The sequence below is a fragment of the Acinetobacter sp. YH12023 genome (genome assembly GCF_013420135.1).
GTDB lineage: Bacteria > Pseudomonadota > Gammaproteobacteria > Pseudomonadales > Moraxellaceae > Acinetobacter > Acinetobacter amyesii.
This window is the reverse complement of the sequence record NZ_VOYU01000012.1, coordinates 30,807-46,704: the sequence shown is the minus strand read 5'-3', so window position 1 is coordinate 46,704 and position 15,898 is coordinate 30,807. Positions and strand designations below refer to the sequence as shown.

The 15,898-nt window shown below is 41.3% G+C and carries 12 protein-coding genes; 4 read left to right on the top strand and 8 right to left on the bottom strand.

The window, feature by feature from the left end; genetic code table 11:
* Nucleotides 1–111: 111 nt before the first annotated feature.
* The 3 genes from FTT92_RS13210 to FTT92_RS13200 all read right to left on the bottom strand — a co-directional run bounded on the left by FTT92_RS13210 (nt 112) and on the right by FTT92_RS13200 (nt 4,837).
* Complete coding sequence (locus FTT92_RS13210) at nt 112–1,893, bottom strand: acyl-CoA dehydrogenase C-terminal domain-containing protein (RefSeq protein ID WP_078194153.1); 1,782 nt, start codon at nt 1,891–1,893, stop codon at nt 112–114.
* A gap of 193 nt (nt 1,894–2,086) precedes the next feature.
* Nucleotides 2,087–3,889: an acyl-CoA dehydrogenase C-terminal domain-containing protein gene (locus FTT92_RS13205; RefSeq protein ID WP_078194152.1), complete on the bottom strand. Its 1,803-nt coding sequence runs from the start codon at nt 3,887–3,889 to the stop codon at nt 2,087–2,089.
* Between the two features lie 318 nt (nt 3,890–4,207).
* Nucleotides 4,208–4,837 (bottom strand): hypothetical protein, encoded by a 630-nt coding sequence (locus tag FTT92_RS13200; RefSeq protein ID WP_180172335.1) that lies wholly within the window; start codon nt 4,835–4,837, stop codon nt 4,208–4,210.
* Between the two features lie 134 nt (nt 4,838–4,971).
* Here FTT92_RS13200 and baeS point away from each other — a divergent pair, with 134 nt between their 5' ends.
* The 4 genes from baeS to FTT92_RS13180 all read left to right on the top strand — a co-directional run bounded on the left by baeS (nt 4,972) and on the right by FTT92_RS13180 (nt 10,992).
* Nucleotides 4,972–6,642: a sensor histidine kinase efflux regulator BaeS gene (baeS, locus tag FTT92_RS13195; protein WP_180121863.1), complete on the top strand. Its 1,671-nt coding sequence runs from the start codon at nt 4,972–4,974 to the stop codon at nt 6,640–6,642.
* 12 nt (nt 6,643–6,654) lie between these two features.
* On the top strand, nt 6,655–7,341 hold the full coding sequence (locus tag FTT92_RS13190; protein ID WP_111885370.1) for a response regulator: 687 nt from the start codon (nt 6,655–6,657) through the stop codon (nt 7,339–7,341).
* A gap of 243 nt (nt 7,342–7,584) precedes the next feature.
* Entirely contained in the window at nt 7,585–9,279 is a 1,695-nt protein-coding gene (locus tag FTT92_RS13185) for a carboxypeptidase regulatory-like domain-containing protein (protein ID WP_180172334.1), read from the top strand.
* Nucleotides 9,280–9,636: 357 nt separating this feature from the next.
* Nucleotides 9,637–10,992: an amino acid permease gene (locus FTT92_RS13180; protein ID WP_180172333.1), complete on the top strand. Its 1,356-nt coding sequence runs from the start codon at nt 9,637–9,639 to the stop codon at nt 10,990–10,992.
* Between the two features lie 290 nt (nt 10,993–11,282).
* Here FTT92_RS13180 and FTT92_RS13175 read toward each other — a convergent pair whose 3' ends face one another.
* The 5 genes from FTT92_RS13175 to FTT92_RS13155 all read right to left on the bottom strand — a co-directional run bounded on the left by FTT92_RS13175 (nt 11,283) and on the right by FTT92_RS13155 (nt 15,721).
* Complete coding sequence (locus FTT92_RS13175) at nt 11,283–11,726, bottom strand: hypothetical protein (protein ID WP_218951584.1); 444 nt, start codon at nt 11,724–11,726, stop codon at nt 11,283–11,285.
* A gap of 142 nt (nt 11,727–11,868) precedes the next feature.
* Nucleotides 11,869–12,237, bottom strand: a complete 369-nt coding sequence (locus FTT92_RS13170; RefSeq protein ID WP_180172372.1) for an MmcQ/YjbR family DNA-binding protein — start codon at nt 12,235–12,237, stop codon at nt 11,869–11,871.
* 39 nt (nt 12,238–12,276) lie between these two features.
* A complete protein-coding gene (locus FTT92_RS13165; RefSeq protein ID WP_180172332.1) occupies nt 12,277–12,882 on the bottom strand; it encodes a murein L,D-transpeptidase family protein in 606 nt (201 codons plus the stop codon).
* A 111-nt stretch (nt 12,883–12,993) separates the two neighbouring features.
* Entirely contained in the window at nt 12,994–14,439 is a 1,446-nt protein-coding gene (locus FTT92_RS13160) for a YdiU family protein (protein WP_180172331.1), read from the bottom strand.
* Between the two features lie 121 nt (nt 14,440–14,560).
* The gene (locus FTT92_RS13155; protein ID WP_078194143.1) at nt 14,561–15,721 is read right to left on the bottom strand and encodes an acyl-CoA desaturase; all 1,161 of its coding nucleotides are present in this window, start codon (nt 15,719–15,721) and stop codon (nt 14,561–14,563) included.
* Nucleotides 15,722–15,898 lie beyond the last annotated feature (177 nt).

Below are 15,898 nucleotides of genomic sequence, written 5' to 3'. Positions count from 1 at the left end.
TAAGTATGCTTATGATTTTTTGAAAAAGTTGCACTCAGTGTTTATGCAATAAGAGCAGTAAAATAAAAAAAATGCCCGATAAATCGGGCATTTTTGATTTTGTACGGCTAATTAAGCTTGGTTGGTAAAGTAATCTTCAGAGAAGTTCATGATCACTTCAGAACCTGCTTTTACTTTAGCAATGCGTAAAGCCAATTCAGGTAAAATACGCTGCGTGAAGTAAAGAGTCAGTGCAAGTTTGTTTTGGTAGAACTCGCCATCTTTGTCTTTTGCTGCATCTGCAATGCGGGCAAACATATAGGCAAAGCTGAGTAGGCCTACAGCATGTAGGTAATCAACTGCTGCTGAGTTCGGGAACTCAATATTTTCACGAGCAGCTTCAAGTACATATTGAGTCACCGCTTCAACTTCAGCTGCTGCATCTAATGTTGCATCTTTGATGTAGTTCAAGCTGGCATCTAAGTTATTGGCAAAATCGCGGATTTCTTGGATATATTCAGCAATGAATTCACCATTGCACTTAATGGTTTTACGACCAATTAAGTCTTGCGATTGAACACCGTTGGTCCCTTCGTAAATCTGTGCAATACGAAGGTCACGAATACATTGTTCCATACCCCATTCACGAATAAAGCCATGACCACCGAAGACCATTTGCGCATCGAGTGTTGCTTGGAAAGCTGTATCTGTTAAATACGCTTTCGCAATAGGTGTTAACAGCGCAACACGGTTATTGGCTGCTTTGACTGCTTCTGGGTCAGTAGAGAACTTGGTAATGTCCAGTTGTTGACCAACATAAACCGCAAATGCACGAGACGCTTCATTGTTGGCACGTGCGTTCAGCAACATACGACGTACATCACCATGAACTAAGATGCTGTCTGCAGGTTTTGCAGGCGATTGAACGCCAGAAGCGCTACGGCCTTGTAAACGATCAGTCGCATATTGCGCTGCATTTTGATAAGCAAATTCAGAAGCACCTAGGCCTTGAATACCCATAGACAGACGTTCGTAGTTCATCATGACGAACATCGCTGCAAGGCCTTCATTTTCTTTACCAACCAGGTAGCCTTTCGCGCCATCAAAGTTCATCACACATGTTGCAGACGCTTTGATCCCCATTTTATGTTCAATAGAACCAGGGCCTACAGCATTACGCTCACCCAATGAACCATCTGCATTCACCAAGAATTTAGGTACGATGAATAGTGAAATTCCGCGTGATCCCGCAGGCGCATCAGGCGTTTTCGCTAAAACTAAGTGGATGATATTTTCAGAAAGGTCGTGGTCACCGCCAGTGATGAAGATTTTCGTACCAGTAATGTTATAAGTACCGTCTTCATTACGTTCAGCTTTAGTTTTGATAATACCTAAATCTGTACCTGCATGCGGTTCAGTTAAGCACATCGTGCCTGACCATTCGCCTGTATACATTTTTGGCAAATAAGTTTCTTTTTGCTCTTGTGATGCATAGCTGTTTAATGCCATGCCTGCACCTACAGAAAGAAGCGGGTAGAGCATGAATGATGGGTTGGTTGCAAACAGCATTTCGTCAGACAGAACAGTCAGCATTTTTGGCATGCCTTGACCGCCCCATTCTTCATCTGCGCCTAGACCAATCCAGCCGCCTTCTGCATATTGTTTAAATGCTTCTTTGAAACCAGCAGGAGTCGTGACATTGCCATTGCTATAGGTTGCGCCTTCTTCATCACCTGTGCGGTTTAAAGGATGAGTGACGTTTTGCGCAAATTTTGCCATTTCTTCAAGAATGGCTTCTGCAGTTGCAGCATCAACGTGAGCAAGATTTTCGTTGTTTTGCCAGAATTGTTCTGCTTTAAAAACATCATTTAAGATGAATTTCATATCTGCAAGCGGCGCATTATAAATTGGCATGTTCGTTCACCTGTTTATTGTTTGAATCTATGGACTTGGGGCAATTTATATCGACACAAAGCGTGGAGAAAATTGACCAAAGTAAAATTATGGGACTATTTATAAAGAAAAAGGACTGCCAATGCTATGACCGTCCTTTCTCTATTTCTGCACTCAAGAGTACAATTTTTTGAATATGTTTTAGATATTCACATTAGAATGCAAAGTGTTCTGCATCCAATGCCATAAGAGGATCTAGGCCACCTGCGATCACTTCTACATGAGAGCGAACGCGCGGTAAGATTTTCTTGAAGTAGAAGCGAGCAGTCGTTACTTTCGCATTGTAGAAATCAACATCTGTTGTTCCTGCAGCTAAAGTTTCTTGTGCAACTAGCGCCATGCGAGCCCATAAATAAGCAAGCGTTACATAACCAGAGAAGTAGAGGTAATCGACTGCAGCAGCACCCACTTCTTCAGGGTTTTGCATTGCTTTCATACCAATCTGCATGGTTAAGTCGCCCCATTCTTTGTTTAGCGCAGCAAGCGGCTCAACAAATTCTTTCATGGCAGCGTTGTCTTTGTTAGCTTCAACAAATTTATGGATGATCTTGGTGAAGTCTTTCAACATTGCACCTTGAGTACCCAATACTTTACGGCCTAACAAGTCAATTGCTTGAATTTCAGTCGTACCTTCGTACAAGCATGAAATACGTGTATCACGTACAATTTGTTCCATACCATGTTCAGAAATGAAGCCGTGGCCACCAAATACTTGAACACCGTGTTTTGCAGATTCAGAACCTGTTTCAGTCAAGAATGCTTTAGCAATTGGAGTTAATAATGACAAGATATTGTCAGAGAACTTACGTTCTTCTTCAGTTGCACCTTGTTCCACGATATCGGCATGGAAAGACAATAAGTAAACTAGAGCACGACCAGCTTCAGCAAATGATTTTTGCGTAAGCAGCATGTTGCGCACTGCAGGGTGCACGATAATTGGATCTGCTTCTTTTTCAGGTGCTTTAGGGCCTGAAAGTGAACGCATTGCCAAACGGTCTTTTGCATAAGCAAGCGCACCTTGGAAAGCACCTTCAGAAGCTGAAAGACCTTGTACAGCAGTACCGATACGTGCAGTGTTCATGAATGTGAACATGCAGTTTAGACCGCGGTTTTCAGGGCCAATCAAGAAGCCTTTTGCGTTATCAAAGTTGATGACACAAGTCGCGTTACCATGGATACCCATTTTGTGTTCAATCGAACCACAACGTACCGCATTGCGCTCACCAATTGAGCCATCAGCATTTACATTGAATTTAGGTACGATGAATAATGAAATACCTTTCGTGCCTTTTGGTGCACCTGGAAGACGAGCAAGGACGATATGGATGATATTTTCAGCCATGTCGTGTTCACCAGCAGAGATAAAGATTTTCTCGCCAGAAATTGCATAGCTGCCATCCGCTTGTGGTTCAGCTTTAGAGCGGATAATACCTAAGTCAGAACCTGCATGAGATTCTGTTAAGCACATCGTACCAGTCCATTCACCTGAAACAAGTTTAGGAAGGTAAGTGTCTTTTTGCTCTTGAGAACCGTGATGTTCTAATGTACGGACAGCACCATGAGATAGACCAGGGTACATACCCCATGCCCAGTTCGACGTACCCACCATTTCTGAAATGATGTTGCCTAAAGAAACCGGTAAGCCTTGACCGCCGTATTGTTCTTCAGCAGATAAAGATGGGAAACCGAGTTCGATATATTTTTGATACGCTTCTTTAAAACCAGTTGGTGTTGTTACAACGCCATCATTCCAAGTACAACCTTCACGGTCGCCGACTTGGTTAAGAGGAGAAAGTTCATTTTCACAGAAGTCAGCAGCAGCTTCTAGATATTGGTCAACCAACTCACGACTTACGGTGTCTGAAAATGCAGGCAGTTGTGCATAGTGATCTTCTGCTTTTAAAAGTTCATGCAGAACAAATTGCATATCACGTAAGGGCGCTTTGTATTGTGGCATATCGTTTTCCTCAATACTGGTTTCTACCAGCGTTAGTAATCCTAAATAAACATTTGAACGTGTCTTCAATGACACGTATTGGAATGGTTCTAATCGTGCAACATCTTCTTATTGGGTACAAGCATTTCAGGGCGATTTGTTGGTGACTGTAAAGTCAAAGAAATATCCCTTGAAAATGCTAAGTGCATTGAGTGTAAACACTTTTGGCTGAAAATGAATGACACAAATAGTCAAAAAGCGTAAAAAGATATGTCCAATAAAAAAGGCACTCATGGGAGTGCCTTTTTTTACGCAATGATATTGCGATCTAAGTTTGGATTATTTCACTGGTGCTGGCGTTGGGGCAACAGGAGCTTTAGGTTGGAAGCGAACTTCACATTTACCATTGATTTGCTGTTCGCCAACTTTAATGGCAACCGCACTGCCATCAGTCTTGCCTTGGCATGCTTTCATAATGGCTTGTTGCTTCGCTTGGCGTTCAGCTAAACGTTGATCAAACTGTTTAGTCAGTTCTGCACGTTTTGCATCAGTCAGTGGCTCACCACGTTGCATCTGACCACGCATGTCGCCACGCATTGGACGATGTTCACCGCGCATTGGTTTGTGTTCACCACGTGCTTTTTTCATGTCTTGACGGTCTGCTTTGAACACCATGGTACATGTACCATCAATGTTTTTATCGCCAGCTTTTACTTGAACTGTTGAACCTGTAGCCTTGCCATTACAAGCTTTTTGCATATCAGCAAACACTTGACGTTGCTCTGCACGCATTTGTTTAAAATGTTCACGTTGCTCAGGTGACATACGACGATCTTGATCACCATGATGTTGTTTCATCATACGGCCATGATCGTTATCTTTTGGTGCGGTTGTCGATTGACAGGCAGTTAATGCACCCATGCTCAATACGCTTGCACCGATTAAAGCCATTTTGGTCATTTGTTTCATAGTCTTTACCCCACCAGATTAGATATTTTTCCGATGGTTAAAGATTAAATAATAAAGATGTAGAAACAATGGAGAGTTTTTTAGTTGCGTGTTCGCTACAATAATGAATATAGAAGAAAAATGAGAGCTCTCTTTTGAAAATACGTCGTATCCCGATTGCCCTACGCTTGTTTCTGACTGTGCTGTTGACGACGCTCGTCATCACAACGGTAAGTCTTGGCGTTTTGCATTGGAATATGCAGCGTAATTTCACCAAATATGTGGCCGATGTCGAGATGCAAAAGCTTGACCATGTCATTGAAAATTTAGCCGATGTGTATACGGTCTATCATGATTGGGGCAATGCGATTCAGGCACAGATTCTGCAAATTGAAGGGCAGGCAGCACCAGATGACTATGATCGTCTCTCTCGGTGGTGGTTACGTCGTCAATATGACATTGCATTGCAGCAGCGCTATTTTCAAGATCATAGTTTGAATGCAGCATCGATGCTGGCAACACCACAGCAAACGGCAGAGCAAAAAATTGAAGAGCTGAAATGGCTGGAACAAAACTTACCATCTGAGTTCCAACCCTTTGAAGGTTTAAAATTTCCTTTAAGTACGAACCAAAATGTATTCCGTCCAAAAGAGTCGAACACAGATGAAAAAGATGCAGATCAATCCTCACAAAGTAACAGTAATAATGGTGGTAAGAAACAATTTATCCAAATGCCTGACCGCTTGGGCTTGAGTTCGCGTTTATCTTTATATGATGCACATCGCCAATTTGTTGTGGGTGAGCCGACAGATGAACAAATCTCTTATCGTCCGATTATGGTGAATAATCAAATCGTGGGATATTTGGGGCTCAAACCTGTCCTCGATCAAGATGATGCGATCAGTATTAACTTCTTTAGTAAGCAAAAACGTTATTTATTATTGGTTTATGCGCTTACGTTTATTGCAAGTTTGATTGCAGCATTGTTATTGGCAACATACTTTAAAAAACCGATTCAGCGTTTGTTAATGGGAACACGTGAATTAACCAAGGGCAATTATCAACATCAAGTTGCGGTGAACCGTAATGATGAGCTTGGTGATTTATCGAATGAATTGAATCAGTTGGCCGTAATTCTCGATCAGCATGAAACCTCACGTCGTCAATGGGTGGCCGATACTTCACATGAATTAAAAACACCTTTAGCAGTATTACAGGCACAGATTGAAGCGATGCAAGATGGCATCCGCAAACCAACGCCTGAACATTTTACTTCGATGCTGAATCAAGTCAGTAGTTTGAAAAAATTGACCAAAGATTTGGCAGATTTGGCGCAAGCTGATGCACAGCAATTAAATTGTTATCTCACTACGATTAATCCGTGGGATGTCGTTGTGCAGGAAGTTGAAAGCTTTAAGCCGAAGTTTGAGCAAGCAGATTTGAAAATTACCGCAATGGGCGAAGGGACTTCATTACAATTAGATATAGACCGTTTTAAACAGATTATGGTCAACTTATTGGGTAACAGTATTCGTTATACGGAAGCTGGTGGTGAAGTGCATGTTCATACTGAGCAAGATGAAACCCAGTGGACCGTGTATGTTGATGATAGCCCATTTGGTTTAACTGATGAACAGTTGGCACGTTTAGGTGAGCGTTTCTATCGTGTGGATGATTCACGTACGCGTGCAACTGGTGGTACAGGATTAGGATTGGCGTTATCCGTAAAAATAGCTAGAGCATTGGGTGGAGAGTTGAGTTTTGATCATTCTCCATTGGGCGGTTTGCGTTGCAAATTGACATTTCCCAAACAGATGAAATATTAAAAGGAAGCATGCATGAAACATATCATGTTGGTTGAAGATGAAGTGGAACTTGCACAGCTAGTGCGTGATTATCTAGAGGCTGCAGGCTTTGAAGTCAGCATGTTTCATGATGGTCAAGAAGCCTATGAGAGCTTCACGCAGCGTAAGCCGAGTCTAATGATTTTAGACCTGATGGTGCCACGTATGGATGGCTTAACCATTTGTCGTAAAGTACGTGAGCAGTCTGATCTGCCAATTATTATGGTGACTGCACGAACTGAAGAAATCGACCGTGTATTGGGGCTCAATATGGGTGCTGACGATTATGTCTGCAAACCGTTTAGTCCGAAAGAATTGGTGGCACGTGTGCAAGCGGTATTACGTCGTTTAGAACGTAAAGCAGAGCCAGAGGTGAATGATTTATTCCGTATGGACAAAGCACAGCAACGCATTTGGTATCAACAAAAAGCGTTGAGCTTAACGCCAACTGAGTTTCGTTTACTTGAGTTGTTTTTAGAGCATGTAGGGCAGGTGTATTCACGTGCGCAATTGCTTGATCATATTAACCCAGACAGTTTTGAAGTGGCTGACCGTGTGATTGATAGTCATATTAAAAATTTACGTCGTAAGATTTCAGATGCAGCGGAAACCGGCAACCGTCATGAGTGGATTCAAGCCGTGTATGGCGTTGGTTATCGTTTTGAATATCCAGAAGATTAAAATAGATTGTAAATACTGAAAGGACAGGCTTCGGCCTGTTTTTTTTTGCTACGTGTATAGCTAGTTGCATTAATTTTAAATACAAGAAGAACCGAAAGCCATAAAGATTTAAAATGCGAAATTTGCGCATTTAATGAAAATTGGTTATTATTTTGTTGGAATATTCACCAGTATGTTTGAGCTGGCAGAGTTCAATGTAGACATAACAATTTTTAAAAATGGAACAGCCAGAGGGCAGAACAGATGAAAAATAGCGCATTTGCAATAATAATGGTCACGGGTTTCTTGGGTTTAACGGCATGTGGCGGTAGTGGTCGTGATGAGACAGAAAGTGTACCGCCAGAGCCAGTCGCCGATGCTATGGTACAAAAAAGCGTAGAAGAGCTGACTTTATTAGATGTGAATAATCTTGCTTTAAATGCTGCGTCGATTCAGATTTTAACTGATGAAGAATGGCAAAAAGTACAAGCAGGCAGTCTGAAAACAGCAATAAATACAATCACAGCAGATGATTCTGAACAGTTATTTCCACCGATCAACAGTTTACCGACAGCGACTCATTTTAAAGGTCAAAGTTACCTTGCCAATGCTCAAGGCATCGTTAAACTGCCTAAATTGGCTGCAGGCACATATTATGTTTTGGTCACTAAAAATGGACAGTCTGCAGTTTCGGCATTCTTGATCCATCCTAAAAATACCAATAAGAGCATTGTATTGAATGTGGTTCTCAACTGCTTAGACCAAGACTGTCAGACATTAAGTGATGCACCAGTCAATGATGCAGTGGTCGGAACATTGTCTGGTCAAGTGATTTTTAAAGGGAAACCTTTGGCGAATGCGCAAGTGTCATTGTCTGGCGGTACAGCGACCAATGGCGCATTTGTTAGTGCTTTGACTGATGCCAATGGATATTTCACGCTTTCATTTAATGTATCCAGTGCGCTGCTTGAAGCATTGAAAAATGCCACGCTCACCATTAACGGTGCAGGAATTAATACTATTACGAAAAAAGTTACGGTCATTGCTTCTTCTGCATCGGGCTATCAATTTGAAGTGCTGCCTGAAACAGCATCTGCAGATGTGGTATGGCGTGAAACTTTTGAAGCGGATTCTGCTACTCGCAATGCATGGACAAGGTCGCAGCCAAGTGTGGCCAATGTTGATTGGCAGTTGCTAAACAAAGGTCACAACATCCGTAATAATCAAGTGAATCAGCGTGTACGCTTAGCGCCGAATGACCAAAGTCAAGGCAAGGTGCCTGAGCCACTGCAAGGTAATACGGCATATTGGTATGGCGACAAAGTAAATGGCAACTTTATTGGCGCTTTAAGTGATTCATCTTTGGCTCCAGAGTTTGATGGCGGAACATCTAATACCCATAATATGGGTGAGTTAATCTCACCTGCCATTAATCTAAGCCAGTATCAAGCGCCTTTGAGTTTAAGCTTTAAAACATGGTGGGAAATTGAGTCTGTCAATCCAAATAATCAGGGATTCGATTTGATGAATATTTTAGTTTCTACCGACGGCGGCAATAGCTTCAAGACTTTGGCTCGATTAAACCCGCTGGCAGATCCATCCTCGGCATATGAGCGCGCGCCGATTCCATACAGTAATTTAGGCTTTAACCTCGCACCGGCTGCTGTTCAGCAAGAAGCAATTTCATTAGATGAATATGCAGGCAAGGCCAATGTTCAGCTGAAATTCCAATTCAGAACAGTCGATCAACTTTATAACGGTTTCCGCGGTTGGATGATTGATGATGTGGTGATTCAGAAAAAAGCCGGAACTTTCCCATTATTTGATGGTGCGAGTTTTGACGAAAATTTAGATAGTTTCTCTCAGGACTATAATGGCGTCGCTGCAAAACAAGCGGACACTGTGCTGAAAAGCACGAAGAGTTATGCACGGTGGGCTGAAGTTCCACAGCGTAAATAACGATTTACATGGTGGTGCAGTATGAATGGTTAGAATAGGTTTAGACGTACTGCATTCACTATCAATCATCCATCAAGTGCAGTGAATGCTAAAAAGCAGCTCTCTATTGAGGGCTGTTTATATTTAAAGGGACAATATATTCAGCCACTTAAGTATGCTGGCAGCTAGAGCTTCCGGCTGTTCGAGTGGAATCTTATGGCTCGTATTGTCCATCCTATCAATTTGACCAAGTGCTATGGAGAAATGCAGCTCACGCGCTGTATTCCATAATGATTCATACAGAAATGATCTGCGAATATTTGGCTGCAAAGAGCTGCACAGGCTACAATCCACTTTTTTATAAGATGAGAACGTGTTGTGAGCAGCGAAATGCCTCAACTGCAGCGCCGATTAAAGAACCGCCATATTCAGCTGATTGCAATGGGTGGCGCAATCGGGACAGGGCTATTTTTAGGCTCTGCGCATATTATTGAGTCGGCTGGACCATCGATAATTCTGGGCTATTTGATTGGTGGTTTGATTGCTTTTCTGATTATGCGCCAGCTGGGCGAGATGATCGTGCAAGAGCCAGTCACAGGTTCATTCAGTTATTTTGCTTTTAAATATTGGGGCAAGTTTGCGGGCTTTTTAACAGGCTGGAACTACTGGATTCTGTATATTTTAGTAGTGATGACCGAGCTGACCGCGATAGGCAAATATATCAATTACTGGTGGCCGCATGTGCCTGCTTGGGTTTCAGTTTTGGTGTTTTTTGCTGTGATTACGCTAGCCAATTTAGCTAATGTCAAACTGTATGCAGAATCTGAATTTTGGCTGTCGATGATTAAGGTTGTGGCGATTGTTGCCATGATTATTTTTGGTATATATCTGCTACTTACAGCAGGCGCAGCCTCTACCGCTTCGATTAATAATTTATGGGTACATGGCGGCTTCTTCCCGCACGGTTTTGAAGGCTTATTCTACATGCTAGCCTTTATGATGTTTGCTTTTGGCGGCATTGAATTAATCAGCATGGCGGCGGCAGAAACTGAAAATCCTGATCAAAATATCCCGAAAGCGGTGAATCAGACCGTGATCCGCGTGTTCTTATTTTATATCTGTTCCTTGGCGGTACTGCTTTCGCTGGTGCCGTGGAACCAGTTGAAACTTGGCGGTCTGGATCATAGTCCTTTTGTGATGATTTTTAATCAGATGGGGATTGATTGGGCGGCGCATTTGCTGAATTTTATTATTTTGACGGCATCCGTTTCGGTCTGTAATAGCGGCATGTATGCCAATAGCCGCATGCTGCTCGGTTTGGCAGAACAGGGCAATGCGCCAAAAGCCTTTAAACATGTGAATAAATACGGTACGCCGATTGCTGCAGTTTTATTTTCTGCTTTGCTGATTTTTGGCTGTGTGCTGCTGAATTATTTCTTACCTGAAAAAGCATTGAGTTATTTGATTTATATCGTGGTGAGCGCTGCGGTGCTGAATTGGATGCTGATCAGCTTGATTCATTTGAAGTTTAGAAAAGCGATGCAGCAACAGGGCATACTGACCAAGTTTCCTGCTTTATTTGCACCGTTCACCAACTATTTTGTTTTGGTGTTCATGCTGATGATTTTATACATCATGTGGAATCAGGGCTTTATGCTGTCGGTGCTGATGCAGCCCGTATGGATTTTACTGCTGTATGTGCTGTTTAAAGTGATGCAATTGAAGAAGGTTTAATACTATGAAGGCTTAGGGATGAGCCTTTGTTCACTGTCACTAAAAAATGATTTTGAAAAATTCTGAGAAAATACGCAAATTGAGTGAATATTCATATAAAAACTGCTCTAGTGCACTCAATTCTAGGGCGAATTTAAATAAGATTATGATTTATATTGGATAAAACAAATTATTTCGTATAACGTGTATTATGCTGATTTTAGAAAACTTAATCTATGTTATATGACAGAAGCTTGGAATATTAATTCAATAAAAAATTATTTAATTTTTCAAAAGTCTTCGATGATTTTTTACTTTAATAAACCTAGGTTTGTATAAACTTTCTCACGCTGAGTAGCATTTGTTTGATTACGACCATTGTTAAGATAATTTTGTTCTATAAATATGGCCGCTTCTTTCTCTGACATAGGTTTTTTCATGCTAGAAGCAGCTAATAATATGCTATATAGATTAAAGCGATCTTCAGGATATATACAAGCATTATTAACGGTATCCATTGTCATTGCTTGATCTGCATCAGGATACATAAGCTTAAGTTTGCTTACAGTATCTTGGATGCAATATTGATATAGACCTTGGGTTTGTGCAGCACCTTCCATAATTTCAGATTCAGTTAATATTTTATCGCTGAGTTGGTTTTTGAGAATTGAAGAAATTTGATTATTTTCAGGTAATGCAGACCATGCTAATGAATTGAAGCTTAAAGTAATGCCAATGATTATTAGTAGTTTCATTTTGATTATTGGTTTAACTAAAGTAAGAGATTAAGAATTATATAGAAAAATAATATTCCAGTCTGTTAATAATACACCGATTAAACATAATTGCGATTACACGAAATTAAAAAAAATAATCTGATCGTAAGGGAAGTGTTATCTAAACATTCCTCAGCAACTCTATCCTTTGCCGCTGTCCTTTATTTAACTTCGATACAACCAATTCATAAGAATTTAGCACCAAATCCTGCAGCAGTTCTTCTTCCAATTCTTCATCTGTAAAAACAGAAATCCAATGCTGCTTATTCATATGCCAGCCTGCACGAATAAAGGGATAAATATCTCTAAGCATTGAGCCATTGTCTGGCAGTACTTTTAAATTAACGGCTGCTTTGCCTTCTAAATGAAAACTCAGCATAAAAACCTTATCCATCACCTTAAACACATCACAGCCTTCACCAAAAGGCTGGCTGCATGTAGTTTCAGGCAGGGCTAAGGCAGTCCTAGCTGCTATAGCATGTAATACAATCATAATGGATAACCCAAAAATAAGCCTGAGCGTTAAAGCTTAAGGATGAATATGAATAGCGGTATCATTATTCACCAATTGCCAAATTTCATCCATATCAATATTACGCACTGCAATACAGCCCCAAGTCCAATCTTTTTGTGGAAAATAAGTCATCAGCTGTGACGCTGTTTTCACCTGCAAACTGGTCGCTGAACCATGAATCATAATGTCACCACCTGCAGAAACCCCTAAATCTTTAGCCTTCTGTTTATCGGTCGCATTGGGGTAAGAGATATGCAAAGATTTATAAAATGCGCTTTGCGGATTGCGCCAATCTATATGATAAGTTCCTTCTGGCGTTTTGCCATCACCTTCTTGAACTTTATGTCCAAGCGGTTGAAAACCCAGACGCATCGGGTAACGTCGAATGACTTGATCCTGATGTTTTAATTCCAAATAACGCTGAGCTTTATGTACCTGAATATTGTCGATCGGCGTTTCTGTGCGAATTTTTTGAATTTGTGCATCGCTTAATTCAGGTGGAAAGGCTAGTGCATTGGTAGGTGTAGGTAGATATTTTTCAAATTTTTGATAGGCAAGGTAGGCCGCCACAATACAGAAGAGGGTAGCGAAACTAAAAATAGCGATACGTTTTCTTGTCATTATTTTTTAGAGGATGGACGGCATTACAGTCCATCCATTTCGGTATTGTGGATAATGTCTAAATTATCCACAATTTTGCTTCGATTGATGCATGAATTTGTGGATAAATGTTTAAGACGAGCAGCTCACCATCACTTCAGGCACATCACTTGGCAAGGGGCCTAAATCTTCTGTTGTTTCCAGTTCAGGCTGTTTCAGATAAGGCTGGCTTAGTAATGTAAATAAGCGTTCAACTTCAGAAAAATCATTACGCTCTGCCAGTTCAATGGCTTTTTGCGCCATGTGATTTCGCAAAATATAATGCGGATTGGCCTTTGCCATTTCAGCATCTAAAGCATCGGTGTCCTGATGCGCACGGATGCTTTCATATTGGGCTAAGAAACCTTCAAATGCGCGACGGTCTAAACAGTCATCTTTAATGGCTTCATATTCATGATTTTGCAGACGAATAAAGCTTTGCGTGTAATCCAGCTGTTCACTTTGCAGAATACGCAAAAAGGCCATGGCGCAGTCAAAGCTGTCTTTATGAAAACTTGGCAAACCCATTTTCTGAGCTAAGCCCAATTTATAATGTTCCAAGAAGGTCAGTTCAAAATGCTCTAAGCACTTAGCTAAATCTTCTTTCCACTGTTCTTTGTCATAGTCCGTAGGGCAGAGCGGAATGAGATTATTCAGCCATTGCCATAAATTCCAATGCCCAATGCTCGGCTGCTGCTGATAGGTATAGCGGCCTTGGTAATCCGAATGGTTGTTGATCCAGTTTGGGCGGAAGCGCTCCATAAATCCATAAGGTCCAAAATCGAGCGTTGAACCAGTAATATTCAGATTGTCAGTATTCATCACGCCATGTGCGAAACCAATGAGCTGCCATTTGGCAATCATCACTGCGGTACGCTGAATGACTTGAGTGGCAAAAGCTAAAATCGGTTGTTCGGCATCCAAGCATTCAGGGTAGTGCCATTCGATGCATTTTTGCGTGAATTCAGGCAGTAAATCGCTTTGATATTGATTTATCCATTCAAAATGCCCCAATCGAATATGACAGTCAGATGTACGTAGCATCATCGCACCGAGCTCGAGTTTTTCGCGCTGTACACCTTGCTCAGAACTGGTAAAACCTACCGCATTGCTTGATGCAACGCCTAAGCTGTTCAGCGCATGTCCTGCCAAATATTCACGAATGGTCGAGCGCAGCACTGCACGACCATCGCCCATGCGTGAGTAAGGGGTCGAGCCGGCACCTTTGAGATGGAGGTCAATGGTTTGCCCATGTTTATCGATGATTTGCGCAATCAATAAGCCGCGTCCATCACCAAGTTGACCGGCCCATTGACCAAACTGATGACCAGCATAGACCATCGCTAGCGGCTCAAATTCCTCAAAGGTTTTTTGCCCACTGCAAATCTCTACCCATTGAGCTTTATCTTCATCCGACCATTGTAACTGTTCAGCCAAAGCAGCATTGAAATGTCCTGATTTTGAGCCTTTTAAGGGTACAGGCTGCTGATGATGGTACAGGCGAGGTGGCAGGGTGTTATATCGGGCATTGAACAGCATAATGATCTTTAAAAATTCAAATTATGTTTAAACTATAGCAAAGACCAGATAGAAAAACTGTAGCTTAAAATGATAAAGCCTCCACAAGGGAGGCTATAACATTTGAGGAGCTTTAAAACAGTTAAGCGGTTTTCTTTTTCAAATTACGCATTAATTGATTCAGTGTTTCACGGTGCTGAGATAGGCGTTGTTCAACTTGCTGGAATTCAAGTTTGAGTTTGTCATCCATTTGATGAATTTTTTCAGCAACGGCGGTTTTCTTCGCTTGAATTTCCTGTTCTTTTAATTTTGCCCAGTCATTTAAGGTTTGCGAAAACGCATCATATTCTTGAGAAATACGTTGCTTAGCTGTTGCAATGTCATCGGTCATGTTGAGACCATAGATCGCAAGGTCTTGTTCAGCATATTTGAACTTCATAGCCAACTCAGCTTTTTTAATATTAAAGCTAGGAATACGGCGTAAATTTTTAGCAAGACCTAATTTAGAGCAGCTCCAAATCAACCATTTTGTTGGATCGTATTGCCACCATTTCACACCATTACGGTAGTCGTATTGGAAAATGTGGTGATAGTTATGATAACCCTCACCCCAAGTAGCAATAGCTAGAACAAAGTTGTCACGTGCTGTATTTTCATCAGTATACGGACGTTTTCCCCACATATGGCAAAGTGAGTTAATAAAGAACGTCACATGATGGCTCAAGATTAGGCGCATTAAACCGCCCAATAATAGAACGCCCCACATGTCGCCAACAGCCCAACCAATTGGTAACAAAATAGCTGCGTGAACGGCAATTACTAAAGGGATGTAATATTTGTCTTGGAACATCACGACTTTATCTTTTAATAAGTCAGGTGCATTTTTATAGTTTGGTGCTGCTGCTGGATAATCACGAAGCATCCAACCAATGTGTGCATACCAAAAACCACGGTTGATTGAGTATGGATCTTGATCCACATCATCAACATGACGGTGATGTGTACGGTGGCCTGAAGCCCAAAATAAAATACTATTTTGAACTGCAAAAGTACCCATGAGCATTAAAATGATTTTTAAAGGCAAGGTTGCTTCATAAGCACGGTGTGCCCATAAGCGGTGATAACCTGCGGTAATACCTAAACTACTAACACCCAGTAAAACAAACATACTGATCCAAGCAGCGGCACTAAAATCATGATTAATGGCATATAACGGAATTGCAATAACTGCGACAATAGGTAAAAACACCAATGCAAAAATGGCAATCCAGTTCATTGGGGCTTTGGGTAGGGGAGCATTCATCTCCAACAGCACTCCTGAAACCTTGGGAGGTATAGATAGGACGAATCCCATTAAATTTTTAAGGGATTTTAAACGTAAAGAATAGTAGCACGGGAAAACCCGTTTTCACCACTGTTATTGTACAGTTGTATTGTTCTAAACAGTAACATAATACGACTGAAGTTATTTGACTTTTTG